Consider the following 25,371-nt stretch of genomic DNA (forward strand, 5'->3'; position numbering starts at 1 on the left):
GCCCGATCCCGTGCCACCCGGCTTCGCGCCGCCCGGCTTCGCGCTGCCCGGTTCCACACTGCCCAAAAATACGAATCTCAAATACCAATTCAGAACGAGGAGTCCCGATGCTCTCCGAGACGTCGACCGCCACCGTCCGTGCCACCCTCCCCGCCGTTGGCGCGGCCATCGGAGACATCGCCGACCTCTTCTACCGCAAGCTCTTCGAGGCCCACCCCGAGCTGCTGCGCGACCTCTTCAACCGCGGCAACCAGTCCTCCGGTGCCCAGCGGCAGGCCCTCGCGGGCTCCATCGCCGCCTTCGCGACCCATCTGATCGAGCACCCGGACACCCGCCCGGACGTGATGCTCGGCCGGATCGCCCACAAGCACGCCTCCCTCGGCGTCACCGCCGCCCAGTACGACATCGTGCACACCCATCTGTTCGCCGCGATCGCCGAGGTGCTCGGCGACGCGGTCACCCCGGAGGTCGCGGCCGCCTGGGACGAGGTCTACTGGCTGATGGCCGGCGCCCTGATCTCGATCGAGGAGCGGCTGTACGCACAGCAGGGTGTCGTCGCCGGCGACGTGTGGCGCGAGTGGGAGGTGGCCGCCCGGATCGAGGAGACCGCCGATGTCGCCACCTTCCAGCTCCGCCCGGCCGACGGCGCCCCCGCACCCGCCTTCCGGCCCGGCCAGTACGTCTCCGTACAGGTGGAACTCCCCGACGGGGCCCGCCAGATACGCCAGTACAGCCTCTCCTGCGCCCCCGGCTCGCGGCTCCGCTCCATCACCGTCAAGCGGGTGCACGGCGGCGGCTCGCCGGACGGCGAGGTCTCGCGCCATCTGCACACCGAGGTCGGGGCCGGCGACCTGCTGCGGGTCTCCGCCCCGTACGGCGATCTCGTGCTGGAGTCCACCGACGCGCCGCTCCTGCTCGCCTCCGCGGGCATCGGCTGCACCCCGATGCTCTCGATGCTGGACCACCTCGCGGCGACCGGCCACCGGGCCCCGGTCACCGTCGTGCACGGCGACCGCTCCCCCGCCGCCCACGCGATGCGCACCGACCACGCCCAGCTCACCGCCAAGCTCCCCGACGCCGCCGCCCACTTCTGGTACGAGGACCCCGAGCCGGACCACCCCGCCGACCGCACCGGCCAGGTCGATCTGAGCGGCCTCGCCGTCGCCCCCGGCACCCACGCCTACCTCTGCGGCCCCCTGCCCTTCATGCGCGCCGTGCGCACCCAGCTGCTGGCCAAGGGCGTCCCGGCATCCGACATCCACTACGAGGTCTTCGGCCCCGACATGTGGCTGGCGCAGGACTGAGTACGGTCCGGCGACAATTGCGGCATGCCCTTCGAAGCGCTCGACCTCTCCCGGCTGCAGCCGGTGCTCCCCTCGCCCCTGCAGCCGGTCGAGGACGGGCGCTTCGCGCGGCACGGCGTACGGCTGCTGCTCAAGCGTGACGATCTGATCCACCCGGATCTGCCCGGCAACAAATGGCGCAAGCTCTCCCTCAATCTGCGGGCCGCCGCCGGGCGCACCGTGCTGACCTTCGGCGGCGCGTACTCCAACCATCTGCGGGCCACCGCCGCCGCCGGGCGGCTGCTCGGCTTCCGCACCGTCGGGGTGGTGCGCGGTGACGAACTGGCGGACCGGCCGCTGAACCCCTCGCTGGCCCAATGCGCCGCCGACGGGATGACCCTGCACTTCATGGACCGCGCGACCTACCGGGCGAAGGGCGATCCAGCGGTCCTGGCGGGGCTGCTGAGCGCCTTCGGGGAGTGCTGTGTCATCCCGGAGGGCGGCAGCAACTCCCTGGCGGCACAGGGCTGTACAGAGCTGGGGCGCGAGCTGCGCGGCCGGGCCGGCACGGTCGCGGTGGCCTGCGGCACCGGGGGCACCCTCGCCGGTCTCGCCGCCGGCCTCGCGCCCGGGCAGCGCGCCCTCGGTGTCCCGGTGCTGCGCGGCGGCTTCCTCGGGGAGGCGGTGCGCGAACTGCAGCGGGAGGCCTTCGGCGGACCGGCCGGGTCTTGGTCCCTGGACGAGCGCTTCCACTTCGGCGGCTACGCCCGTACGACCCCGGCCCTGCACGCCTTCGCCGACGACTTCGAGCAGCGGCACGGCCTGCCCGTCGAGCGGCTCTACGTCGCCAAGCTGCTGTACGCGCTCACCGAGCTGGCCGGGGAGGGTGCGTTCCCTGCGGGAACCACGGTCGCGGCGGTCGTCACGGGCAGCCCTCAGGCGGCGTCCGACTCCTCCCGGTAGGCCGCCGCCTCCTCCAGGTCGAGCCGTCTGAGCAGCGTCCGCAGCATCTCGTCGTCGATCCGCCGCTCGTCCCGCAGCGTCACGAAGACCGCGCGCTCGGCCTCGATCATCTCCCTGGCCAGGCGCCGGTAGGTGTCGTCCGCCGACTCCCCGGTCAGCTCATTGGCCGCGCCCAGCCGCTCCCACACGGCGTTGCGGCGGCGTTCCAGCACGGTGCGCAGCCGGTCGGCGAGGGGTCCGGGCAGCTGGTTGCGGCGATCGGCCAGCAGCTCGTCCAGCCGCGCCTCGGCGGCCGCGGAGGCCTCGCTCTGGGCCTGCGCCTCGGCCAGGGTCTCGGCCTTCGCGTCACGCCCGGGCAGCTTCAGGACCCGCACCAGCAGGGGCAGGCTGAGCCCCTGGACGACCAGGGTGCCGATGACCGTGGTGAACGTCAGGAACAGCACCAGGTTGCGGGCCGGGAAGGGACTCCCGTCGGACATGGCGAACGGGATGGAGAAGGCGATGGCGAGCGAGACGACACCGCGCATCCCGGCCCATCCGACGATCAGCGGCGCCGTCCAGTCGGTGTCGGGCTCGCGTTCCCTGATCCGTTTCGACAGCCACCGGGGCAGATACGTCGCCGGGTAGACCCAGACGAAGCGGACCACGACCACGGCGAGGAAGACGACGACCGCGTACCGGACGGCTTCGCCCACGGCGTACGCGCCGAGCCCCTTCAGTACGAAGGGCAGCTGGAGCCCGATCAGCGCGAAGACCGCGGACTCCAGAATGAACGCGACCATCTTCCAGACGGCCGCCTCCTGGAGCCGGGTCGCGAAGTCCACCTGCCAGGACCGGTGCCCCAGATAGAGCGCCACGACGACCACGGCGAGCACCCCGGAGGCGTGCACCCGCTCGGCCGCCGCGTACGCCACGAAGGGAATCAGCAGCGACAGCGTGTTCTGCAGCAGCGCCTCCTTCAGGTGGGTGCGCAGCCAGTGCAGCGGCACCATCAGCGCCAGACCGACCACGACACCGCCGACCGCGGCGAGGAAGAACTCCCCGATCCCCGCGCCCCAGCTCATCCCCTCACCCACCGCGGCCGCGATCGCCACCTTGTAGGCGGTGATCGCCGTTGCATCGTTCACCAGGGACTCGCCCTGCAGGACCGTCGTGACCCGGCCGGGCAGCCCGACCCGGCGCGCGATCGCGGCGGCCGTGACCGCGTCCGGCGGGGCGACGACCGCGCCGAGCACCAGCGCGGCGGTCAGCGGCAGGTCGGGCACGAGGCGGTACGCCAGCCAGCCGACCGCGACGGTCGCGAACAGCACGTAACCGACCGACAGCAGCGCGACCGGCCGGAGATTGGCCCGCAGATCGAGGTACGAGCTGTCGACGGCCGCCGTGTAGAGCAACGGTGGCAGCAGCAGCGGCAGCACGACGTGCGCGTCCAGGGTGTACGTGGGCACCCCGGGCAGATAGGAGGCGATCAGGCCCACGGTGACGAGCAGCAGCGGGGCCGGCACGGGCGTGCGGCGTGCCGCCCCCGCCACCGCCGCACTGGCCGCGACCAGTCCCACCAGCGGCAGTACGTCCATTCCACGGTCCTCGCATCAGTTCACGGTCCACGTATCCGTCGTAACCTGACAATCATGAGTGACTGCTCTCACGTGTCCGTACTGCCGCGCCCCGAACCGGCTCCGCTCAGCGCGACGTGCCCCGGCTGCCTCGCGGCGGGCACCCACCCCGTGCAGCTGCGGCTCTGCCTGGTCTGCGGCCATGTCGGCTGCTGCGATTCGTCACCCCTGCAGCACGCCACGGGGCACTTCAAGGAGACCGGCCATCCGGTGATGCGGAGCTTCGAGCCGGGCGAGAACTGGCGCTGGTGCTTCGAGGACGGTTCGATCGTCTGAGGCCTGGGTACGTCAAACCGGCGCCGGTTGTTCGTAATTGACCGCCGCAGACCCCTACCCACTGTGTGTACTCATGGGCTTACCATGAGTGACAGCCATGGGCTGGGGCTCTGGCGACACGGCATCATGGGTCGCGATAGCGTCGCGGACCAGAACCGAAGACGTACCGCATGGCTCCGGGGCACCCTTCCCGGATCCTCGAAAGAGTTTGTGCCACCTTGGAGGTGAGGGTGTCCCAGATCGCAGGCGAGCCCGGGAATCAGGACTTCGTAGAGGTCCGGCTGCCCGCTGCGGGTGCCTACCTGTCGGTGCTGCGTACGGCCACGGCCGGTCTCGCAGCGCGCTTGGACTTCACCCTCGACGAGATCGAGGATCTTCGCATCGCGGTCGACGAGGCCTGCGCGATCCTGCTTCAGCAGGCCGTGCCGGGCTCCGTCCTCAGCTGCGTCTTCCGGCTCGTCGAGGATTCTCTCGAGGTCACGGTGGCCGCCCCCACGACGGACGGCCGGGCACCGGAGCGCGACACCTTCGCCTGGACGGTGCTCTCCGCACTGGCCGGGAAGGTGGACTCCTCGGTGGCCGACGACCGTACGGTCAGCATCAGCCTCTACAAACAGCGCGGCGCGGGACCCGGGCCGGCGTGAGCAACGGGAACGGGGACGGTCCTGTGCGGGACGAAACGATGCGACCAGGGGTGGTGCGCGCAGCAGGCATCCCGGAACAGCAGGCCCTGCCCCATCCGGTGGACGGGGCGGACGGGCCGGTGGGCCGTACGGTCGCGGTGGAGCAGTCGCAGGCGGAGCGGGCAGGCCAGATGAGCGAGCACGGGCACCACGATCCACACGACCGCAGCGGGGCGCGGGCGCTCTTCGTCGAACTGCGCGCGCTGCCCGACGGGTCGCCCGAGAAGGCGGAGCTGCGCAATCGGCTGGTGCGGATGCACCTGCCCCTCGTGGAGCACCTGGCCCGCCGGTTCCGCAACCGCGGCGAGCCGCTGGACGACCTGACCCAGGTCGCCACGATCGGCCTGATCAAGTCGGTGGACCGGTTCGACCCGGACCGCGGCGTCGAGTTCTCGACGTACGCGACCCCGACGGTCGTGGGCGAGATCAAGCGCCACTTCCGTGACAAGGGCTGGGCGGTCCGGGTGCCGCGCCGGCTCCAGGAGCTGCGGCTCTCGCTGACCACGGCCACCGCCGAGCTCTCCCAGCAGCACGGGCGCTCGCCGACGGTCCACGAGCTGGCGGAGCGGCTGGGCATCTCCGAGGAAGAGGTCCTGGAGGGCCTGGAATCGGCCAACGCCTACAGCACGCTCTCACTGGACGTGCCGGACACGGACGACGAGTCCCCCGCGGTCGCCGACACGCTGGGCTCCGAGGACGAGGCGCTGGAGGGCGTCGAGTACCGCGAGTCGCTCAAGCCGCTGCTGGAGGACCTGCCGCCGCGCGAGAAGCGGATCCTGCTGCTGCGCTTCTTCGGCAACATGACCCAGTCGCAGATCGCGCAGGAGGTCGGCATCTCGCAGATGCACGTCTCGCGGCTGCTGGCCCGCACGCTGGCGCAGCTGCGCGAGCGGCTGCTCGTCGAGGAGTAGCGCGGGGCCGCGCGCGGGCGCGGTCCTTGCCCGTGCCCGGCGCCGCCGGTCCGCCCCGCCCGGTCGCCGGGCGGGGCGGATTCAGTTCTCCGGGGTGGTGCCCGGCCGGCGGATGCCGAGCGCCTCGACCGTCGTGGGCCTGACCAGCTGGTAGAGCGCCGTCAGGGTCACCGCGGCAAGGACGATCCCGGCCGGGATCAGCACGCCGTGCGACCGCAGCAGCGTCCAGGCCACCGGGAGCGCGATGATCTGCGTGATGAGCGCGGGGCCGCGGCTCCAGCTGCGCCGCAGCAGCAGGCCGCGGGCGGCGAACAGCGGGATCAGGGCGAGCGCGATCAGCGTCAGACCGCCCATCTCCGCCTGCTGCGGGCTCTCGGGGCGGCCGAGCAGCCCCATGACCAGCATGTAGATCCCGCCGATGGCCAGCGCCGCCCCTTCCAGGGCGGTGAGTCCGGCAACGAGAGTGATCCTGCTCGGCTTCGCCGGTTCGAGCCTCGGCGAGGGCGACGAGGCGGGCGTGTTCTGCTGAGTACTCACCCTTGCAGGTTGGCATCCCGGGGCCGCGAAAGCGAAGCCGGGGTCGAAACCGGTACCGGAACGGATGCCGGAATCGGCACGGGACGGGCGGTCGGTCCGCCCCGCAGCATCCGGACCGTCACCGAGCGTGAAGGTCGGGGGGCGGGACTTCAGAGCGATACCGCGCGGTAGGTAGTCTGGCGGTCATGCGCGCACTCCTCGTGGTCAATCCAGCTGCTACCACCACCAGTGCGCGGACCCGTGACGTGCTCATCCATGCGCTGGCCAGCGAGATGAAGCTGGAGGCCGTGACCACGGAATACCGGGGCCACGCCCGGGACCTGGGGCGACGGGCCGCGGACGACGACGACATCGATCTCGTGGTCGCCCTGGGCGGCGACGGCACGGTCAACGAGGTCGTCAACGGCCTCCTCCACAACGGCCCCGACCTGGACAGCCTCCCGCGCCTCGCGGTGGTTCCCGGCGGCTCCACCAATGTGTTCGCACGCGCCCTGGGCCTGCCCAACGACGCGGTGGAGGCGACCGGAGCGATCCTGGACGCGCTCGCCCACCGGACCGAACGCACGGTCGGCCTGGGACTGGCGGCCGGCACCCCCGGCACCGAGGACGAATCCGTCCCGGAACGCTGGTTCACCTTCTGCGCCGGGCTCGGTTTCGACGCGGGCGTGGTCGGCCGGGTCGAACAGCAACGCGAACGCGGCAAGCGCTCCACGCACGCGCTCTACGTACGACAGGTGCTCCGGCAGTTCATCGACGAGCCGCACCGCAGGCACGGCGTGATGACCCTGGAGACCCCCGGGCACGAACCGGTCACCGACCTGGCGCTGTCCATAATCTCCAACACCGCCCCCTGGTCCTACCTGGGCAATCGCCCTCTGTACGCGTCCCCGAAGGCCACGTTCGACACCGGCCTGGACGTGCTCGGACTGAAGCGTCTCTCCACCGGGGCGGTCGCCCGTTACGGCACCCAGCTGCTCACTTCGAGCCCGGAGAAGGGCCCGTCCGGAAAGCACGCCGTTTCACTTCATGACCTCACGGACTTCACCTTGCATTCAAAGGTTCCACTGCCCTTCCAGATGGACGGCGACCACCTGGGAGTGCGCACAAGTGTGACGTTCACAGGCGTACGCCGTGCACTGCGTGTGATTGTGTGAGTGGAAGGGTCCAAAGTCCTTTAACTCGAACGTTTGGGCTGGGCTCCACCCCATAGAAGTACGGCTGTGACCTAGTCGACACCGAGGAATCAAAAAAAAGTTTCCAGAAGGGGTTGTATCCGCCGCTGAGGTTTGCGAATCTCTACATGGCGATCGGGACGGCCCGCAACACCAGCCTCCACTGAAAGCCAGAACCCCTCCTCACTTGCACAGGACCACAACCAGTTCATCTGGGCGTCGGCCCGTCACCTGCGGGGGGATTCGTGAAAGCGTTCACATTCACAAGCAACAGTATGTAATACCAAGGAGAGGTAGCAGCCATGGACTGGCGTCACAACGCCGTTTGTCGTGAGGAAGACCCCGAGCTGTTCTTCCCCATCGGCAACACCGGTCCTGCGCTGCTGCAGATCGAGGAAGCCAAGGCCGTCTGCCGTCGCTGCCCCGTCATGGAGCAGTGCCTGCAGTGGGCGCTCGAGTCCGGCCAGGACTCCGGCGTCTGGGGTGGCCTCAGCGAGGACGAGCGCCGCGCGATGAAGCGCCGCGCCGCTCGCAACCGGGCGCGTAACGCCAGCGCCTGACCGACGCCACCGCTACGAGCCTCAGCCGGGCGGCGCGTACAGAGCGTACGCACAACCCCGCCCCCCGACTCGCAGCGCGCAGTACCCCCGAAGCGCATGCATGAACAGTGAGCCCGGACCGTGACAACGGTCCGGGCTCACTGCTGCGTTCGTGCCCCGGCACCGGTCCACCGCGGTGAACGGGCTGACCGGCGGGGCTACTTCTGGGGCCGGACGGGAATGTCGAGCACGACCTGGGTGCCGCGCTCGGGGGCCGGGACCATGCCGAAGGTTCCGCCCAACTCGCCTTCCACCAGCGTCCGGACGATCTGCAGACCCAGGTTGCCGGCGCGCTGCGGATCGAATCCCTCGGGCAGTCCGCACCCGTCGTCCTGGACCGTGATCAGCAGCCGCGCCCCGGCGGAGGAACCGCCGCACACCGCGGACACCTCCACCGTGCCGGACTCGGCGAGCGTGAAGGCGTGTTCCAGCGCGTTCTGCAGGACCTCCGTGAGCACCATCGCCAGGGGCGTGGCCACTTCGGCGTCGAGGATGCCGAAGCGTCCCGCCCTCCGGCAGGTGACCTTGCCCGGCGAGATCTCGGCGACCATCGCGATGACGCGGTCGGCGATCTCGTCGAACTCCACCCGCTCGTCCAGATTCTGGGACAGCGTCTCATGGACGATGGCGATCGAACCGACGCGCCGCACCGCCTCGTTGAGCGCCTCGCGGCCCCGTACGGAGTCCATCCGCCGGGCCTGGAGCCGCAACAGGGCGGCAACGGTCTGGAGGTTGTTCTTCACCCGGTGGTGGATCTCCCGGATGGTGGCGTCCTTGGTGATCAACTCGCGTTCGCGGCGGCGCAGTTCGGTGACGTCCCGGAGCAGGACCAGGGAGCCGATGCGGACACCCTTGGGCTTGAGCGGGATCGCCCTGAGCTGGATCACCCCGCCCGCGCACTCGACCTCGAACTCCCGGGGCGCGTAGCCGCTGGCCAGCTTGACCAGGGCCTCGTCCACGGGTCCCCGGGAGGGGGCGAGTTCGGCGGTGATGCCGCCCAGGTGCTGGCCGACCAGATCGGAGGCGAGGCCGAGCCGGTGGTAGGCGGAGAGGCCGTTCGGGCTGGCGTACTGGACGACCCCGTCGGCGTCGAGCCGGATCAGCCCGTCGCCGACGCGCGGCGAGGCATCCATGTCGACCTGCTGGCCGGGGAAGGGGAAGGACCCGGCGGCGATCATCTGGGCCAGGTCCGAGGCCGACTGGAGGTAGGTGAGCTCCAGCCTGGACGGGGTGCGGACGGTGAGGAGGTTGGTGTTGCGGGCGATGACCCCGAGGACCCTGCCCTCCCTGCGCACGGGGATCGACTCGACCCGTACCGGCACCTCCTCGCGCCACTCCGGGTCGCCCTCGCGCACGATCCGGCCCTCGTCCAGCGCCGCGTCCAGCAGCGGGCGGCGGCCGCGCGGCACCAGGTGCCCGACCATGTCGTCCTGGTAGGAGGTGGGGCCGGTGTTGGGGCGCATCTGCGCCACGGAGACATAGCGGGTGCCGTCGCGGGTGGGGACCCAGAGCACCAGGTCGGCGAAGGAGAGGTCGGAGAGCAGCTGCCACTCCGAGACCAGCAGATGCAGCCACTCCAGGTCGGTGTCGCTGAGGGCTGTGTGCTGGCGGACGAGGTCGTTCATGGAGGGCACGTGTGCGAGCGTACCCGCGGAGGGCCGATGGTTCCGAACCGGACGACCGGCCCGTGCGTGCAAGGGAAGGTGGCCGGAAAATTGCGGCTGCCGCATGGATGGACACGGGCGAATGGTCTAGTCCACAATGCTACGGACAGAGCTTCCGCTCTCCCCGCACAGGAGAGCGGATCGAGGTACCCGCGCTCTCTGCCCTGACCGCGCAGGTACCTCTCCCCGGCCGGGGGCACCGCACACCGCCGGCCGAACAGACCGTCCGTGATGGCCGGTCTTACTCCGGGCTGCGGTGCCGGACGGGCTGAGGGTCCCGTCCCGGCGCCGTGGCCCGCGGGTGTTCCCGGGGGTGTTCGCCGTGTTCAGCGGGTCTCGGTGACCTTGGCCAGGGCGCGGGGCGCGTCCGGGTCCTGGCCGCGGGCGATCGTCACCTCGTACGCCAGCATCTGCAGCGGCAGGATCTCCAGGACCGGCTGGACCTCCTCGGCGACCCCGGCCGTCGGCAGCACGAATCCCGCGGACGCCGCCTCGACCTGGGCCTCCGGGCCGACCACGAAGAGATCGGCGCCCCGGCCGCGCAGCCGGTCCAGGACGGGCTGGAGGGCCTCGCCGCCCCGGCCGTCGGTGACCACGGCGATCACCGGGGAGATGTTGTCGACCATGGCGAGCGGGCCGTGCAGCAGGTCGGCGCCCGAGTAGGAGAGGGCCGGGATGTAGCTGGTCTCCATCAGCTTCAGGGCGGCCTCCTTGGCGGTGGGGTAGCCGTAGCCGCGCGAGGTGATGACCATCCGCTCGGCGAAGCGGTAGCGGGATGCCAGGGCCCTGATCTCGTCCTTGCGGGCCAGGATCTCCTCGGCCCGCTCCGGCAGGAGTGCGGCGGCCGAGCCGTCGCCGCCGGCCAGCCCCTCCACGAAGAGGTAGAGGGACAGGAGCGAGGCGGTGTACGTCTTGGTGGCCGGGAGGGCCTTCTCCGGGCCGGCCAGGATGTCGATGTGGTGCTCGGAGACCGCGGACAGCGGCGAGTCCCGGTTGTTGGTCACGGCCAGGGTGATCGCACCGGCCTCGCGCGCCGCCCTCGTGGAGGCCACCAGGTCGGGCGAGCCGCCGGACTGGCTGACGGTGACGACGAGGACGTCCCGGAGGTCCGGCTTCGCGCCGTACGCGGTGGTGGTCGACATCGAGGCGAGACCACAGGGCAGGCCGAGCCGGATCTCCAGCAGGTACTTGGCGTACAGCGCGGCGTTGTCCGAGGTGCCCCGGGCGGTGAGCAGTACGAAGCGCGGCCCGCGCGCCGCGACGGCTGCGGCCGCCTCGCGGATCGCGGGGGCGCCCCGGTCGAGGATGCGCCGGAGCACCGCGGGCTGCTCGGCCATCTCGCGGGACATGATCCGACCCGGCTGCTCGCTCTCCCCGGCCGGAGATGTGGCGGACATGTCGAGTGCCTCCCAGCGGGGTCCCGGCGCGTCGGCGGCGCCGTCCGGACCAGTCGACCACGGTGCGCCGGACGGCCGCCAGCGGACCGCGTCCACGATGGGAACACCCCCGTGCCCGGGTTGCCGGGGTCTGCTAGATTGGAGACCGATTGGTCTATACCACCTGACTCAACTCTTCAGATCGGCAGGCCCCGCGTGGAAGTTGTCATCGTCCCGGACGCCAAGGCAGGCGGCGAACTCATCGCGGAGGCCATCGGCGCCCTCCTGAGCCGCAAGCCCGACGCCCTTCTCGGCGTTGCCACCGGCTCGACCCCGCTGCCCATCTACCAGGCGCTGGCGGCCAAGGTCCGCTCCGGTGCCGTCGACGCCTCGCGCGCCCGCATCTGCCAGCTCGACGAGTACGTCGGTCTGCCCGCGGGCCACCCGGAGTCCTACCGCTCCGTGGTGCTGCGCGAGGTCGTCGAACCGCTCGGTCTGTCCGAGGAGTCCTTCATGGGCCCCGACGGCTCCGCCGAGGACGTCCAGGCGGCGTGCCTGGCGTACGACAAGGCGCTCGCCGAGGCCGGCGGGGTCGACCTGCAGCTCCTCGGCATCGGCACCGACGGGCACATCGGCTTCAACGAGCCGTGCTCCTCGCTCGCCTCCCGCACCCGGATCAAGACGCTCACCGAGCAGACCCGGATCGACAACGCGCGCTTCTTCGACGACGACATCACGCAGGTGCCGCACCACGTGATCACCCAGGGCATCGGCACCATCCTGGAGTCCCGCCACCCGATCCTGCTCGCCACCGGCGAGGGCAAGGCGGACGCCGTGGCGCAGACGGTGGAGGGGCCGGTCGCCTCGATCGTGCCCGCCTCGGCCCTCCAGCTGCACCCGCACGCGACGGTGGTGGTGGACGAGGCCGCCGCGTCGAAGCTGAAGCTGGCGGACTACTTCCGCGCCACGTATGCGGCGAAGCCCGCGTGGCAGGGGCTGTAGCACCCCCGGGCACGCACGAGAGGGCCGGGACACCCACGCTGGGTGTCCCGGCCCTCTCCTGCGCCGTCGTGGGCCCGGCCGGGCGTGATGCGGCCCCCCGGCCCCGCATCACGCCCGGTACTCAGGCCGTCGGGCCGCCGGTGCCCCTGACGACGATCTCCGCCGCCGCGAGGCCGCAGACGCGGGCCGCGCCATGGGTGGCGATGTGCAGGCCGCCCCTGGGGGCCGCCTGCGGGACGCCCATCTCGACCACGACCGTGTCGGGGCGCTCGGCCACCAGGGCGTCGAGCGCCTCGCCCATCCAGGCGTGACGGTGGACGTCGCGGACGACCACGACGATGCGCCGCTCCCCCGCCGCCCGCAGCACCGCGGCGACGGGCGCCTCGGTCTCGCTGCCGTACGTGCCGGTCTCCGTGCCCGGCAGCAGCCGGCCCAGCTCGGCGGCGACGCCCCACGGGGTCTCGTCGCCGACGGCGATGTTCGACGCGGAGGCGAACGCGGCGACGTACGCGGGCTCGGTCAGCGGTGCGGCGGAGCCGGTCGTCCGCACCGCCCGGCGGGCGGCGACCAGGCCGATGTCGGAACCGGTTCCGGTGCCGGACGCGGTTCCCTCCTGCCGTGCCGCGCCCGGCCCCGGTCCGGCCTTCCCGGCCTCCTGCGTCCAGGACGCGAGGGCGCGTACCCGGGCGGCCGCGTCCGCGAGCCGCTCCTCGGCGAGTTCACCGCTGCGCACGGCCCGCACCAGCGCGTCGCGCAGCCGGAGCACCGTGCCGTCGTCCTCCAGGCCGCCGCCGACGCACAGCGCGTCGGCCCCGGCGGCGATCGCGAGGACGGAGCCGTGCTCGATGCCGTACGTCGCGGCGATGGCCTGCATCTCCACGGCGTCGGTGACGATCAGGCCGTCGTAGCCCAGCTCCTCGCGGAGCAGACCGGTGAGGATCCGCGGACTCACCGTGGCGGGGCGGTCCGGGTCGAGCGCCGGCAGCAGGATGTGCGCGCTCATCACACTCTTGGTGCCCGCCGCGATGGCCGCCCGGAAGGGCACCAGCTCACGGGCGTGCAGGGTCTCCAGGTCCACGTCGATGCGCGGCATCGCGTGGTGCGAGTCGATCGCGGTGTCGCCGTGCCCCGGGAAGTGCTTGGTGCAGGCGGCGACCCCGGCGGCCTGGAGGCCCTCGACGTACGCGGCGGTGTGCCGGGCCACGAGCTCGGTGTCGGCGCCGAAGGACCGTACGCCGATGACCGGGTTGCCCGGGTTGGAGTTGACGTCCGCGGACGGCGCCCAGTTGAGGTTGACGCCGCACTCGGCGAGCCGGCGGCCGAGCTCCCGGGCGACCGCGCGGGTCAGGTCGAGGTCGTCGACGTGGCCGAGGGCGAGGTTGCCGGGGAACGAGGAGCCGGTGCGCACCTCCAGGCGGGTGACGTCACCGCCCTCCTCGTCGATCGCGACGAGGAGGTCCTCGCGCTCGGCCCTGAGCTGGGCGGTGAGCGCGGTGACCTGCTCGGGCGTGCGGATGTTGCGGCCGAACAGGGCGACGGAGGCGAGGCCCTCGTCGACCCGGCGCAGCACCCAGTCCGGGGCGGTGGTGCCGGTGAATCCGGGCTGCAGGACGGCGAGTGCGTCGCGGGTGACGGTGTCCGTGGCGGATATCAGGGTGGTCATGGGCGGCGTTATCCCTTCACGGCACCGTCGGTGAGGCCGCTGACGGCCTTGCGCTGCAGGAAGACGAACAGGATGAGGATCGGGATGGCGAAGATCGAGGCCGCCGCCATGGTGGCGCCCCAGTCGTCGCCGAACTGGCTCTGGAACTGGGAGAGCCAGAGCGGGAGCGTCTTGGCCTCGGGGTCCTTGTTGAGGATCAGGACCAACGGGAATTCGTTCCAGGCGGTGATGAAGCCGAAGAGCGAGGTGGCCATCAGGCCGGGGGCGAGCAGCGGCAGGATCACCTTGACGAAGGCCTGCGGGCGGGTACAGCCGTCGACCATGGCGGACTCCTCCAGTTCCTTGGGCACCGCGGCAACGTAGCCGCGCAGCGTGAGGATCGTGAAGGGGAGCACCATCACCATGTAGAAGAGGGTCAGCGGGACCAGGCTGTTGAGCATGTCCGCGTCGCGGACCAGCATGTAGATCGCGATGACCATGACTTCCCACGGCGCCATCTGGGCGATCATGAAGACCAGGATCATGCCCTTGCGGCCCTTGAACCGCATCCGGGCCAGCGCGAACGACGCGAAGAGCGCGATGATCAGCGAGAACGCCACCGCGACCAGGGTGACGGTGAGCGAGTTCCTCACCAGGGTCAGGAAGTTCGGTGCGTGGTACGCCGTCTTGAAGTGCTCGAACGTGACCTCGGTCGGGAACCAGACCGGCGTCTCGGTGATGATGTCGCCGGTCGGCTTGAACGCCGTACTGAACATCCAGTAGACGGGGAAGACCAGGGCGGCGAAGAGGACGATCGCCGTCGCGTTGGGCCAGATGCGGCCGAACAGTGAGCGCTTCACAGCTCGTCCTCCTCTTGCTTGAGAACGATGCGGAGGTAGTAGGAGGTCAGCCCCAGCATGATCAGGATGGTCAGCAGCGAGATCGCCGCGCCCATGCCGTAGTGCTGGTTGCCGACGCCCTCGACGAAGGCGTAGATCGGCAGGGTCTCGGTGAGACGGTTGGGGCCGCCCTCACTGATGGTGAAGATCTGCGGGAATGCCTTGAAGACCCAGATGACTTCGAGGAAGGTCGTGGCGTAGAGGAAGGGCCGCAGGAACGGGAACGTCACCGAGGTGAAGCTCTTCCAGACGCCGGCGCCGTCGAGCGAGGCGGCCTCGTACAGTTCCTTGGCGATCGTCGTGGTCGCCGCGTACAGGTTGATCGCCACGAACGGGATGGACTGCCAGACGATCATCAGCGTGACCACGAAGAAGGTGGAGAACTGCGATCCGGTCCAGTTGAAGTCGGCCATCGAGTGCCAGCCGAGCTTGTCCAGCACGTAGTTGACCACGCCGAAGCGCGAGGCGAACAGCCACTGGAAGACGGTGGACGCGGCCACGATCGGCATCGCCCAGGCGAGCACCAGGCCGACCATCAGGGTGAGCCGCATCTTCTTGCCGAGCCGGGCGAGCAGCAGTCCGACCAGGGTGCCGAGGACCATGATCAGGACGACGTTGACGCCGGTGAAGACGATCGTGCGGAGCGTGACTTTCCAGAAGTCCTCACCGGTGAGGATCTCCTGGTAGTTCTTGAAGCCGTTCCACTCGGTGACATGCTGGATCAGCTGTCCCATATTGAGGTTCTGGAACGACAGCATGGCGTTCTTCACCAGGGGGTACCCGAGGAAGAGCGCCGTCACCGCGAGTGCGGGAATCATCAACAGGTACGGCGCGGCGCCGATACCCGGCTTCCGCTTGCTTCCCCCGTGCTGCCCGACGGGTGGTTTCCCGTCCTGCCCGCGGACTGCGGCCGTCTTGGCCACATCCGAGGGATCGGTCTGCACTGCCATGCTCGCCATCTCTTCCAACAAAGCCCTACACGGAACGGTGCGTACGACCGGGGCGGCGGGTCGGGACCCGCCGCCCCGGCGCGGGACGCGCTGCTTGCGACTACTGCTGCTGGCTGAGGCGCTTGTTGAGCTCGCCCTCGACCTGCTTGGCGGCCTCGGCGGGCGACTTGCCCTGGAGAACCAGCGTCATGTAGGTCTTGATCGGGTTCGGCGGGTTCTCGACCGGCGCCCACTCCGGGATCAGCGGCGTGGTGCCACCGGACTTGGCGGCGGCCGGACCGGCGGCCTCGGCGGCGGGCTGGCCGACGGTGTACTTCTGCATGGCGTCGTTCTTCGGGGACCAGCCGGCCTCCTTGATGAGCGCGCCGTCGTTCTGCTCGGAGAGCGCGATCTTCAGGAACTCCTTGGCCAGGTCCTGCTTCTTGCTGCCCGCGGCCACGGCGAGGTTGGAGCCGCCGAGGAAGACGCCCTCGGGCTTGTCGGCCGTCTCACCGGGGATGGTGAAGAAGCCGATGTCGTCCTTGATCTTCGGGTTGGCCTTGATGGCCGTGCCGGCCTCGTAGCCCATCGCGATGATGGCGCCGGTCTTGCCCTTGGCGAAGACCTCGGCCTGCTGCGGGGTGGCCTCGTCCTTGTCCTTGGGGGCCTTGGAGAAGGCCTGGTACTGCTTGTAGACGTCCATGGCCTCGGCGACCTTGGGGTCGGCCAGGTTGGAGACGTACTTGTCGCCTTCCTTCTTGACCGGCGAGACGTCCTTGCCGACGAGCAGGCCGTCGAAGAAGTACCAGTTCTGGCCGGGCAGGTAGATCGGCTCGGCGGCGCCCTTCTTCTCGATGGCCTCGAAGGCCTTGAAGAGGTCGGCGCGGGTCTTCGGCGTCTCGGTGATACCGGCGTCCTTGAAGACCTTCTTGTTGTACATGACGACGCGGTTGCCCACGTACCACGGCAGGGCGTACTGCTTGCCGTCGTAGATGGAGGGCTGGTTGACGCCGTCGGCCCAGGCGGAGCCGATCTCCTTCTTCAGGTCACCGAGGTCGGCGAGACCGCCGGTCTTGGCGTACGCCGGGGTCTGGGTGTTGCCGATCTCCAGGACGTCCGGCGGGTTGGACTCGGAGAGGGCCGTGGTGACCTTCTGCTGGATGCCGTTCCAGTCCTGGACTTCGATCTTCAGCTTGGCCTTGGTCTTCTTCTCGAACTCCTCGGTGACCGTCTTGGTCCACCCGTCCGGGTTCGAGCCGGACATCGTCCACACGGTCAGGGTCTGGCCCTTGTACGCGTCCGGACCGGCCTTCTTGCCGCTGTCACCGCCGTCGTCGGACCCGCACGCCGCAAGGCCGATCATCATGCCCGCGACGCCGATCGCCGCGATGAGCTTGCGCTTCACGCCAAACCCTCCTCAGGGATACTGCAACCCCGCCCACCGCGAAGACATTCGACGAGTACTGCTGGGGCTGGACCTGGTCTTTAATGGTTTAGACCAGTACCGGGAGCTTGGCCTAGACCTTTAGGGGTGTCAAGGGTGTATAAGAAGTGCACTCGCGTCCGTTATAGGACCGACACCTAAGGGAGGGCGACCAGCCGTGACCGGACCGTGCCACCATGTGAGCCGCGACAGACGGAGGAGCCGGTGACGGCAGCAACGCAAGCGTCGGGAAGGCGGACCATGGGTGCCGACGGGGGCAGTACGGAGAACGAGACGGGCGCGGCCACGCGTACGGCGCGCGTCCCGAAGTACTACCGGCTGAAGCGACATCTGCTCGACATGACGGACACCATGCCGCCGGGCACCCCCGTGCCGCCGGAGCGGACCCTGGCCGCCGAGTTCGACACCTCGCGCACCACCGTGCGCCAGGCGCTCCAGGAGCTGGTCGTCGAGGGCCGGCTGGAGCGCATCCAGGGCAAGGGCACCTTCGTCGCCAAGCCGAAGGTCTCGCAGGCCCTGCAACTCACCTCGTACACCGAGGACATGCGCGCCCAGGGTCTCGAACCGACCTCCCAGCTGCTGGACATCGGCTATGTGACGGCCGACGACACCCTCGCCGGGCTGCTCGGCATCACCACCGGCGGCCGGGTACTGCGGATCGAGCGGCTGAGGCTCGCCAGCGGCGAGCCGATGGCGATCGAGACCACACACCTTTCGGCCAAACGCTTCCCCGCGCTGCGCCGTTCGCTGGTGAAGTACACCTCCCTCTACACCGCCCTGTCGGAGGTGTACGACGTGCGGCTGGCCGAGGCCGAGGAGACCATCGAGACCTCCCTCGCCACCCCGCGCGAGGCCGGTCTGCTCGGCACGGACGTGGGCCTGCCGATGCTGATGCTCTCCCGGCACTCGCTCGACGGACAGGGCGAGCCGGTGGAGTGGGTGCGTTCGGTCTACCGGGGCGACCGGTACAAGTTCGTGGCGCGTTTGAAGCGGCCCACCGACTGAACCCGGACCACCCCCCGGGGCCCCCGCGGAACGCATCTCTCCGCGGGGGCCTTTCGCACATCCCAGTACGGACCAACTGCCGTACACCTGGCGGGATCACGAACAGAAGTACCCGCTCAGGGGACCGTTGCCGGACCGCAATGCGGACAGGGGGTGACGGTGACCGGAAGCCTCCCCTAGATTTCCTGCGCATTACAAGGTGATCAGCGAGGGGACGGAGTCGCCGCATGCCAGCAGGCCCAGAAGGAAAACCGCCCGCCGTCACACCGGTGCGGGTAGTCATCGCCCTCTGTCTCGTCGCGCCGTTCGTGGCGATGCTCTGGGTGAGTTCGTACGCGAAGGTGGACCCCACCTTCATCGGCATTCCGTTCTTCTACTGGTACCAGATGCTCTGGGTGCTGATCTCCACCGCGCTCACGATGACCGCGTACAAGCTGTGGCAGCGTGACCAGCGCGCCCGCAAGGGAGGTGAGCCGGCGTGAAGGACGGCGTGAACGGCGTCGCGCTCGGCGTCTTCATCTTCTTCTTCGTGGCCGTCACGGTCATGGGCTTCCTGGCGGCGCGCTGGCGCAAGGCCGAGAACGAGGCGAGCCTCGACGAATGGGGCCTGGGCGGACGGTCGTTCGGCACCTGGGTCACCTGGTTCCTGCTCGGCGGCGACCTGTACACCGCGTACACCTTCGTCGCCGTTCCGGCGGCGATCTACGCGGCGGGCGCGGCCGGCTTCTTCGCCGTGCCGTACACCATCCTGGTGTACCCGCTGATCTTCACCTTCCTGCCGCGGCTCTGGTCGGTCTCGCACAAGCACGGGTACGTCACCACCTCGGACTTCGTGCGCGGGCGCTTCGGCTCGAAGGGCCTGTCGCTGGCGGTCGCCGTCACGGGCATCCTCGCCACGATGCCGTACATCGCGCTCCAGCTCGTCGGCATCCAGGCGGTGCTGGACGTGATGGGCGTCGGCGGCGGCGAGAACACCCACTGGTTCGTCAAGGACCTGCCGCTGCTGATCGCGTTCGCGGTGCTCGCCGCGTACACCTACTCGTCCGGGCTGCGGGCACCCGCGCTGATCGCCTTCGTCAAGGACGGGCTGATCTACCTGGTCATCGCGGTGGCGATCATCTACATCCCGATCAAGCTGGGCGGCTTCGACGACATCTTCGCCAAGGCGGGCGAGGCGTTCTCGCAGACCAACCCGGCCACCGGCAAACCGCGTGGCGCGCTCGCGCCGGGCGAGGCGGGCCAGTGGGGTTACGCCACCCTGGCGCTGGGCTCGGCGCTGGCGCTGTTCATGTATCCGCACTCGATCACGGCGACGCTCTCCAGCCGCAGCCGCAACGTGATCCGGCGCAACACCACGATCCTGCCGCTGTACTCGCTGATGCTGGGTCTGCTGGCGCTGCTCGGCTTCATGGCCATCGCCGCCGGGATCAAGGTGGACAACGGGCAGCTGGCCATCCCGCAGCTGTTCGAGACCATGTTCCCGGACTGGTTCGCGGGCGTCGCGTTCGCCGCCATCGGCATCGGCGCGCTGGTGCCCGCCGCGATCATGTCGATCGCCGCGGCGAACCTCTTCACCCGCAACATCTACAAGGACTTCCTGAAGCCGGACGCGACCCCGGAACAGGAGACCAAGGTCTCCAAGCTGGTCTCGCTGCTGGTCAAGGTCGGCGCGCTCGCCTTCGTCCTCACGATGGACAAGACGGTCGCGATCAACTTCCAGCTGCTCGGCGGCATCTGGATCCTCCAGACGATGCCGGCCCTGGTCGGCGGCCTGTTCACCCGCTGGTTCCACCGCTGGGCGCTGCTCGCGGGCTGGGCGGTCGGCATGGTGTACGGGACGGTGGCCGCGTACGGGGTCGCCTCGCCGACCCAGAAGCACTTCGGCGGCTCGTCCGCGGAGATCCCCGGCATCGGCGAGATCGGCTACATCGGCCTCACCGCGTTCGTGCTGAACGTGGTCGTGACGGTGGTGCTGACCTTCGTCCTGAACGCCATGAAGGCGCCCGCCGGGATCGACGAGACCTCCCCGGCCGACTACACCGCCGACGCGGGCGACCCGGGCGTCGAGAAGGAACTCCCGCCGGCCACGGCGGGGGCGCCGGGCGGCCACTGACGACCCGCGCCCACGGCCCGTCGACGGCCCGTCGAGCCCCCTCCAGCGGGGCGCGGCGGGCCGTCGGCGTGATCGGGTCGGCCGGCCCGGGAAAGGGCCTTACGGCTCGTTCTGTGGGCCCGACCCGGTCGGTGCGACACAACATGTGGGGGCTGCCTCATCGGGCAGCCCCCACATGTATGCTCTTCCTCGCTGTCGCCGCAGGGGAATCCGGTGCGAATCCGGAACTGTCCCGCAACGGTGTATTCAGTGCGCTTTTGTGCACCCCCGAGTCAGTCCGATGACCTGCCGGCAGCGCATCCGGCTCGACCGAACCGGATGCCCAGACGTCCGGGCCTCGCGGTTGGGCCGGTGGACGCCGTGCGGAGCGCTGCCCTGCCCCGGGTCTGCGCGTCCGCAGGGCTGCCCCGTTCCCCGCCGGCCCCGAGCCGAGCGAGGGAGAGCACCACGTGACCATCGCGCCAGCCGATCCGGCTTCAGTCGCCGCGTCCGCAGCAGCCGAGTCCGAGGCAGTCGCACAGGACGGACCGGGGACCGCGCTGCTGCGGACCCTGACCGCCCTCACCGCCGATCTGCCCGACACCGACCCCGGCCGGGTCGCCGCCGCCGCGCTGCGCGGCCGCAGCGCCCGGGCGGACGAGGCGGAGCTGCGTTCACTGGCCACCGAGGCCGCCGCGGGCCTGATCTCCGAGGACCCCGCCTACTCCCGGCTCGCCGCCCGGCTCCTGACCCTCACCATCGCGGACGAGGCGGCCGGCCAGGGCGCGGTCTCCTTCTCCGCCTCGGTCGCCGTCGGGCACCGCGAGGGCCTGATCGCCGACCGTACCGCCGGGTTCGTCGCCCGCCACGCGGCCGCCCTCGACGCGCTGGTGGAGCGTTCGCTCGCCGACGGCGCGGACGACCGCTTCGGCTACTTCGGACTGCGGACCCTGCACAGCCGCTATCTGCTGCGCCACCCGCACACCCGCCAGGTCGTCGAGACGCCCCAGCACTTCATGCTGCGGGTCGCGTCCGGGCTCGCCGAGGACGACTCGCAGCGCGCCGTGGACGAAGTGGCGGCGCTGTACGGGCTGATGAGCCGGCTCGACTACCTCCCCTCCTCCCCCACGCTCTTCAACTCCGGCACCCGGCACCCGCAGATGTCCTCCTGCTATCTGCTGGACTCCCCGCTGGACGAGCTCGACTCGATCTACGACCGCTACCACCAGGTGGCCCGGCTCTCCAAGCACGCGGGCGGCATCGGCCTTTCGTACTCCCGCATCCGCTCGCGCGGTTCGCTGATCCGCGGCACCAACGGGCACTCCAACGGCATCGTGCCGTTCCTGAAGACGCTCGACGCCTCCGTCGCCGCGGTCAACCAGGGGGGCCGCCGCAAGGGCGCCGCCGCCGTCTACCTGGAGACCTGGCACGCGGACATCGAGGAGTTCCTGGAGCTGCGCGACAACACGGGCGAGGACCAGCGGCGTACGCACAACCTCAACCTGGCGCACTGGATCCCGGACGAGTTCATGCGCCGGGTCGACGCGGACGGCGACTGGTCGCTGTTCTCGCCCGCCGACGTACCCGGCCTCGTCGACCTGTGGGGCGACGAGTTCGACGCCGCGTACCGGGCCGCCGAGGCCCAGGGGCTGGCCCGCAAGTCGATCCCGGCCCGCGAGCTGTACGGCCGGATGATGCGCACCCTCGCGCAGACCGGCCAGGGCTGGATGACGTTCAAGGACGCCTCCAACCGGACCGCGAACCAGACCGCCGAGCCGGGCACCGTCGTCCACTCCTCGAACCTGTGCACCGAGATCCTCGAAGTCACCGACGACGGCGAGACGGCGGTCTGCAACCTGGGCTCGGTCAACCTCGGCGCGTTCGTCGCCGACGACTCCATCGACTGGGAGCGTCTGGACGCCACCGTCCGCACCGCCGTGACCTTCCTGGACCGGGTCGTCGACATCAACTTCTACCCGACCGAGCAGGCCGGCCGCTCCAACGCGAAGTGGCGCCCGGTGGGTCTGGGCGCCATGGGCCTCCAGGACGTCTTCTTCAAGCTGCGGCTGCCCTTCGACTCCCCCGAGGCCCGCGCGCTCTCCACGAAGATCTCCGAGCGGATCATGCTCGCCGCGTACGAGTCGTCCTGCGAGCTCGCCGAGCGGTCCGGACCGCTGCCCGCCTGGTCGCAGACGCGGGCGGCGCGCGGTGTGCTGCACCCCGACCACTACGACACCGAGCTGAACTGGCCCGAGCGGTGGGAGGCGCTGCGCGCCCGCGTCGCGAAGAGCGGGATGCGCAACTCGCTGCTGCTCGCCATCGCGCCGACGGCGACGATCGCCTCGATCGCGGGGGTCTACGAGTGCATCGAGCCGCAGGTCTCCAACCTCTTCAAGCGCGAGACGCTCAGCGGTGAGTTCCTCCAGGTCAACGCGTATCTGGTCGATGAGCTGAAGCAGCTCGGGGTGTGGGACGCGCGGACCCGTGAGGCGCTGCGCGACGCCAGCGGCTCGGTGCAGGGCTTCGCCTGGATCCCGGAGGAGGTACGGGCGCTGTACCGCACTGCGTGGGAGATCCCGCAGCGCGGTCTGATCGACATGGCGGCGGCCCGTACGCCGTTCCTGGACCAGAGCCAGTCGCTGAACCTGTTCCTGGAGACGCCGACGATCGGCAAGCTCTCCTCGATGTACGCGTACGCCTGGAAGCAGGGGCTGAAGACGACGTACTACCTGCGCTCGCGCCCGGCGACCCGGATCGCCCGTGCCGCCTCCGGCCAGGCCGCGACCGCCGCCCCCATTCCCGTACAGCAGGCTTCGGCGCCCGACGCGGACGCGATCGCCTGCTCCCTCGAAAACCCCGAGTCCTGCGAGGCCTGCCAGTAATGAGCACCACCAACTCCGAGAAGAACCTGCTCGACCCGGGCTTCGAACTGACCCTGCGGCCCATGCGCTACCCGGACTTCTACGAGCGCTACCGCGACGCGATCAAGAACACCTGGACGGTGGAGGAGGTCGACCTGCACTCCGACGTCGCCGACCTCGCCAAGCTGTCCCCCGGCGAGCAGCACATGATCGGCCGGCTGGTCGCGTTCTTCGCGACGGGCGACTCGATCGTCTCCAACAACCTCGTGCTGACGCTGTACAAGCACATCAACTCCCCCGAGGCGCGGCTGTACCTGTCGCGGCAGCTCTTCGAGGAGGCCGTGCACGTCCAGTTCTATCTGACGCTGCTGGACACCTATCTGCCCGACCCGGAGGACCGCGCCGCCGCGTTCGACGCGGTCGAGGAGATCCCCTCCATCCGTGAGAAGGCGCAGTTCTGCTTCAAGTGGATGGACTCGGTCGAGAAGATCGAGCGGCTGGAGACGAAGGCCGACCGCCGCCGGTTCCTGCTGAACCTGATCTGCTTCGCGGCGTGCATCGAGGGGCTGTTCTTCTACGGCGCGTTCGCCTACGTCTACTGGTTCCGCTCGCGGGGTCTGCTGCACGGTCTCGCCACGGGCACCAACTGGGTGTTCCGTGACGAGACGATGCACATGAACTTCGCGTTCGAGGTCGTGGACACCGTCCGCAAGGAGGAGCCGGACCTCTTCGACGACGAGCTCCAGCAGCAGGTCACCGACATGCTGAAGGAGGCCGTGGCCGCGGAGCTGCAGTTCGGCCGCGATCTGTGCGGCGACGGGCTGCCCGGCATGAACACCGAGTCGATGCGGCAGTACCTGGAGTGCGTCGCCGACCAGCGGCTCACCCGGCTGGGCTTCCCGGCGATCTACGGCTCCGAGAACCCGTTCTCGTTCATGGAGCTCCAGGGCGTGCAGGAGCTGACGAACTTCTTCGAGCGCCGGCCGTCCGCGTACCAGGTGGCGGTGGAGGGCTCGGTCGCCTTCGACGACGACTTCTAGTCCGTAGGGCCTAGATCCTGGCCCAGCTTCCGAGGTGGGGGCGCCGCGCAGCCGTGACCGGCCGCGCGGCGTCCGCCGTTTCCGGGGGTCCGTCGCTCCTGGCCCGTTCCGCGGCGCGCAGCTCGCGGTCGATGCGGCGCTCGCGGGCGAGCCCGGCGAGGGCGGGCAGCAGGACGAGGGCGATAAGTGCGGCTATGCCCAGGACGTTCTGGAATGTGTTCATGGCTCTACTCTCGTCCGCGCGGACGGATCGCGGCAGTGGCAGGACTGTCATGGAGCATCGAATTACTGCCACACTGGCGCCATGCTGAAAAATGTCGCCGTTCTGCTGCTCGACGAGGTCCACCCCTTCGAACTGGGCGTGCTGTGCGAGGTGTTCGGACTCGACCGCAGCGACCAGGGCCTGCCGGTCCACGACTTCGCCGTGGTCTCCGCCGAGGGCCCGGTGCTCCGGACCCACGCCGGCTTCACCATCAGTACGCCGTACGGCCTCGACCGCCTGGAGGAGGCCGACCTCATCGCCGTGCCGGCCGGCAGCCACTTCGCGGACCGGGAGTACCCCGAAGAGGCCCTCGACGCCCTGCGCCGGGCCGTGGACCGGGGTGCCCGGGTGATGAGTGTCTGCTCCGGCGCGTACGTCCTCGGCGCGGCCGGACTGCTGGACGGGCGCCGCTGCACCACCCACTGGCGCCACGCCGCGGAGCTGGCCCGCCGCTACCCGCGGGCCGTCGTCGAGCCCGATGTGCTGTACGTGGACGAGGGCCAGGTCATCAGCTCGGCGGGCACGGCGGCCGGGATCGACGCCTGTCTGCACCTGATCCGGCAGGAGTACGGCCCCGACGCCGCGAACGCGCTCGCCCGCCGCATGGTGGTGCCGCCGCACCGGGACGGCGGCCAGGCCCAGTACATCGAGCGGCCGCTGCCCCGCACCCCCTGCGACACCGTCGGCGAGACGCTCGTCTGGATGGAGCGCCACCTCGACCAGGAGATGACCGTCGAGCAGCTCGCCGCCCAGGCACACATGTCGCCGCGCACCTTCGCCCGACGCTTCCAGCAGGAGACGGGTACCACTCCGTACCGCTGGCTGCTGCGCCAGCGGGTGCTACTGGCCCAGCATCTGCTGGAGACATCCGATGACACCGTGGATACGATCGCCGGGCGCACCGGCTTCGGGACCGCCGCCGCACTGCGCCACCAGTTCGTACGCTCCCTGGGCACCACGCCGAACGCGTACCGCCGCACCTTCCGCGGTCCAGGCGCTATCGTCGAAGCGGCCTGAGCCGCAGCAGATCTGACGTCGGATCAATCGTCCAACCGCTCGCCACTCCCGTCCATGGACCGCGGCCCGGCCGGCCCAGCAGGGTCGGTCGCATGGAC

General features: G+C 70.1%; 23 protein-coding genes and 1 riboswitch. Of the genes, 14 read left to right on the forward strand and 9 right to left on the reverse strand.

Annotated elements, in window-relative coordinates:
- Positions 1 to 107: 107 nt before the first annotated feature.
- Positions 108 to 1,304 carry a globin domain-containing protein gene (locus tag AB0D53_RS01275; protein ID WP_362438205.1) on the forward strand — a complete coding sequence of 399 codons (1,197 nt, stop codon included), beginning with the start codon at positions 108 to 110 and terminating at the stop codon, positions 1,302 to 1,304.
- Positions 1,305 to 1,328: 24 nt separating this feature from the next.
- Entirely contained in the window at positions 1,329 to 2,246 is a 918-nt protein-coding gene (locus AB0D53_RS01280; RefSeq protein WP_362438208.1) for a pyridoxal-phosphate dependent enzyme, read from the forward strand.
- Here AB0D53_RS01280 and AB0D53_RS01285 read toward each other — a convergent pair.
- Positions 2,219 to 3,823, reverse strand: coding sequence for a Na+/H+ antiporter (locus AB0D53_RS01285; protein WP_362438211.1), 1,605 nt, complete (start codon positions 3,821 to 3,823; stop codon positions 2,219 to 2,221). The two genes, AB0D53_RS01280 and AB0D53_RS01285, sit on opposite strands and share 28 nt — an antisense overlap.
- A 54-nt stretch (positions 3,824 to 3,877) precedes the next feature.
- Here AB0D53_RS01285 and AB0D53_RS01290 point away from each other — a divergent pair, with 54 nt between their 5' ends.
- The 3 genes from AB0D53_RS01290 (at position 3,878) to AB0D53_RS01300 (ending at position 5,732) form a co-directional block, all read left to right on the forward strand.
- Positions 3,878 to 4,138, forward strand: a complete 261-nt coding sequence (locus AB0D53_RS01290) for a UBP-type zinc finger domain-containing protein (RefSeq protein ID WP_362438214.1) — start codon at positions 3,878 to 3,880, stop codon at positions 4,136 to 4,138.
- A 230-nt stretch (positions 4,139 to 4,368) separates the two neighbouring features.
- Positions 4,369 to 4,782, forward strand: a complete 414-nt coding sequence (locus AB0D53_RS01295) for an anti-sigma regulatory factor (RefSeq protein WP_072483809.1) — start codon at positions 4,369 to 4,371, stop codon at positions 4,780 to 4,782.
- 23 nt (positions 4,783 to 4,805) lie between these two features.
- Entirely contained in the window at positions 4,806 to 5,732 is a 927-nt protein-coding gene (locus AB0D53_RS01300) for an RNA polymerase sigma factor SigF (RefSeq protein WP_329815951.1), read from the forward strand.
- A gap of 81 nt (positions 5,733 to 5,813) precedes the next feature.
- Here the strand turns inward: AB0D53_RS01300 and AB0D53_RS01305 are convergent, their stop codons facing one another.
- Complete coding sequence (locus AB0D53_RS01305) at positions 5,814 to 6,269, reverse strand: hypothetical protein (protein WP_362438217.1); 456 nt, start codon at positions 6,267 to 6,269, stop codon at positions 5,814 to 5,816.
- 185 nt (positions 6,270 to 6,454) lie between these two features.
- Here AB0D53_RS01305 and AB0D53_RS01310 point away from each other — a divergent pair, with 185 nt between their 5' ends.
- Both AB0D53_RS01310 and AB0D53_RS01315 read left to right on the forward strand, forming a co-directional pair.
- Positions 6,455 to 7,423: a diacylglycerol kinase family protein gene (locus tag AB0D53_RS01310; protein ID WP_362438220.1), complete on the forward strand. Its 969-nt coding sequence runs from the start codon at positions 6,455 to 6,457 to the stop codon at positions 7,421 to 7,423.
- Between the two features lie 320 nt (positions 7,424 to 7,743).
- Complete coding sequence (locus AB0D53_RS01315) at positions 7,744 to 8,001, forward strand: WhiB family transcriptional regulator (RefSeq protein ID WP_003953983.1); 258 nt, start codon at positions 7,744 to 7,746, stop codon at positions 7,999 to 8,001.
- 197 nt (positions 8,002 to 8,198) lie between these two features.
- Here the strand turns inward: AB0D53_RS01315 and AB0D53_RS01320 are convergent, their stop codons facing one another.
- Both AB0D53_RS01320 and AB0D53_RS01325 read right to left on the reverse strand, forming a co-directional pair.
- Entirely contained in the window at positions 8,199 to 9,665 is a 1,467-nt protein-coding gene (locus AB0D53_RS01320) for a histidine kinase N-terminal domain-containing protein (protein ID WP_362438815.1), read from the reverse strand.
- Between the two features lie 365 nt (positions 9,666 to 10,030).
- Entirely contained in the window at positions 10,031 to 11,101 is a 1,071-nt protein-coding gene (locus AB0D53_RS01325; protein WP_362438223.1) for an SIS domain-containing protein, read from the reverse strand.
- 195 nt (positions 11,102 to 11,296) lie between these two features.
- Between AB0D53_RS01325 and nagB the strand changes: the two genes are divergently transcribed.
- Positions 11,297 to 12,082 (forward strand): glucosamine-6-phosphate deaminase, encoded by a 786-nt coding sequence (gene nagB / locus AB0D53_RS01330; RefSeq protein ID WP_362438226.1) that lies wholly within the window; start codon positions 11,297 to 11,299, stop codon positions 12,080 to 12,082.
- A gap of 121 nt (positions 12,083 to 12,203) precedes the next feature.
- Here nagB and AB0D53_RS01335 read toward each other — a convergent pair whose 3' ends face one another.
- From AB0D53_RS01335 to AB0D53_RS01350, 4 genes are all read right to left on the reverse strand, one after another.
- Positions 12,204 to 13,745, reverse strand: a complete 1,542-nt coding sequence (locus AB0D53_RS01335; protein WP_362438229.1) for a glycoside hydrolase family 3 protein — start codon at positions 13,743 to 13,745, stop codon at positions 12,204 to 12,206.
- Between the two features lie 8 nt (positions 13,746 to 13,753).
- Entirely contained in the window at positions 13,754 to 14,584 is an 831-nt protein-coding gene (locus tag AB0D53_RS01340; protein ID WP_362438232.1) for a carbohydrate ABC transporter permease, read from the reverse strand.
- The gene (locus AB0D53_RS01345; RefSeq protein WP_362438235.1) at positions 14,581 to 15,573 is read right to left on the reverse strand and encodes a sugar ABC transporter permease; all 993 of its coding nucleotides are present in this window, start codon (positions 15,571 to 15,573) and stop codon (positions 14,581 to 14,583) included. The genes AB0D53_RS01340 and AB0D53_RS01345 overlap by 4 nt, the downstream gene beginning before the upstream one ends.
- A gap of 100 nt (positions 15,574 to 15,673) precedes the next feature.
- The gene (locus tag AB0D53_RS01350) at positions 15,674 to 16,957 is read right to left on the reverse strand and encodes an extracellular solute-binding protein (RefSeq protein WP_329815940.1); all 1,284 of its coding nucleotides are present in this window, start codon (positions 16,955 to 16,957) and stop codon (positions 15,674 to 15,676) included.
- Positions 16,958 to 17,236: 279 nt separating this feature from the next.
- Between AB0D53_RS01350 and AB0D53_RS01355 the strand changes: the two genes are divergently transcribed.
- The 5 genes from AB0D53_RS01355 (at position 17,237) to AB0D53_RS01375 (ending at position 23,994) form a co-directional block, all read left to right on the forward strand.
- Positions 17,237 to 18,001 (forward strand): GntR family transcriptional regulator, encoded by a 765-nt coding sequence (locus tag AB0D53_RS01355; RefSeq protein ID WP_362438240.1) that lies wholly within the window; start codon positions 17,237 to 17,239, stop codon positions 17,999 to 18,001.
- A gap of 227 nt (positions 18,002 to 18,228) precedes the next feature.
- Positions 18,229 to 18,483, forward strand: coding sequence for a DUF3311 domain-containing protein (locus AB0D53_RS01360; protein ID WP_362438243.1), 255 nt, complete (start codon positions 18,229 to 18,231; stop codon positions 18,481 to 18,483).
- Complete coding sequence (gene mctP, locus AB0D53_RS01365; RefSeq protein WP_362438246.1) at positions 18,480 to 20,114, forward strand: monocarboxylate uptake permease MctP; 1,635 nt, start codon at positions 18,480 to 18,482, stop codon at positions 20,112 to 20,114. The genes AB0D53_RS01360 and mctP overlap by 4 nt, the downstream gene beginning before the upstream one ends.
- Positions 20,115 to 20,290: 176 nt before the next feature.
- A riboswitch (cobalamin riboswitch) is annotated at positions 20,291 to 20,422 on the forward strand.
- A gap of 141 nt (positions 20,423 to 20,563) precedes the next feature.
- Positions 20,564 to 22,975: a ribonucleoside-diphosphate reductase subunit alpha gene (locus tag AB0D53_RS01370; RefSeq protein WP_362438249.1), complete on the forward strand. Its 2,412-nt coding sequence runs from the start codon at positions 20,564 to 20,566 to the stop codon at positions 22,973 to 22,975.
- Complete coding sequence (locus tag AB0D53_RS01375; protein WP_329815935.1) at positions 22,975 to 23,994, forward strand: ribonucleotide-diphosphate reductase subunit beta; 1,020 nt, start codon at positions 22,975 to 22,977, stop codon at positions 23,992 to 23,994. Before AB0D53_RS01370 ends, AB0D53_RS01375 begins: the two co-directional genes overlap by 1 nt.
- 10 nt (positions 23,995 to 24,004) lie before the next feature.
- On the opposite strand, the gene AB0D53_RS01380 is transcribed toward AB0D53_RS01375, so the two are convergent.
- A complete protein-coding gene (locus AB0D53_RS01380) occupies positions 24,005 to 24,217 on the reverse strand; it encodes a hypothetical protein (RefSeq protein WP_362438253.1) in 213 nt (70 codons plus the stop codon).
- 81 nt (positions 24,218 to 24,298) lie between these two features.
- On the opposite strand from AB0D53_RS01380, the gene AB0D53_RS01385 reads away from it, so the two are divergent.
- A complete protein-coding gene (locus AB0D53_RS01385) occupies positions 24,299 to 25,273 on the forward strand; it encodes a helix-turn-helix domain-containing protein (protein ID WP_362438256.1) in 975 nt (324 codons plus the stop codon).
- Positions 25,274 to 25,371 lie beyond the last annotated feature (98 nt).

This window comes from Streptomyces sp. NPDC048295, from assembly GCF_040652135.1.
Classification (GTDB): Bacteria; Actinomycetota; Actinomycetes; order Streptomycetales; family Streptomycetaceae; genus Streptomyces.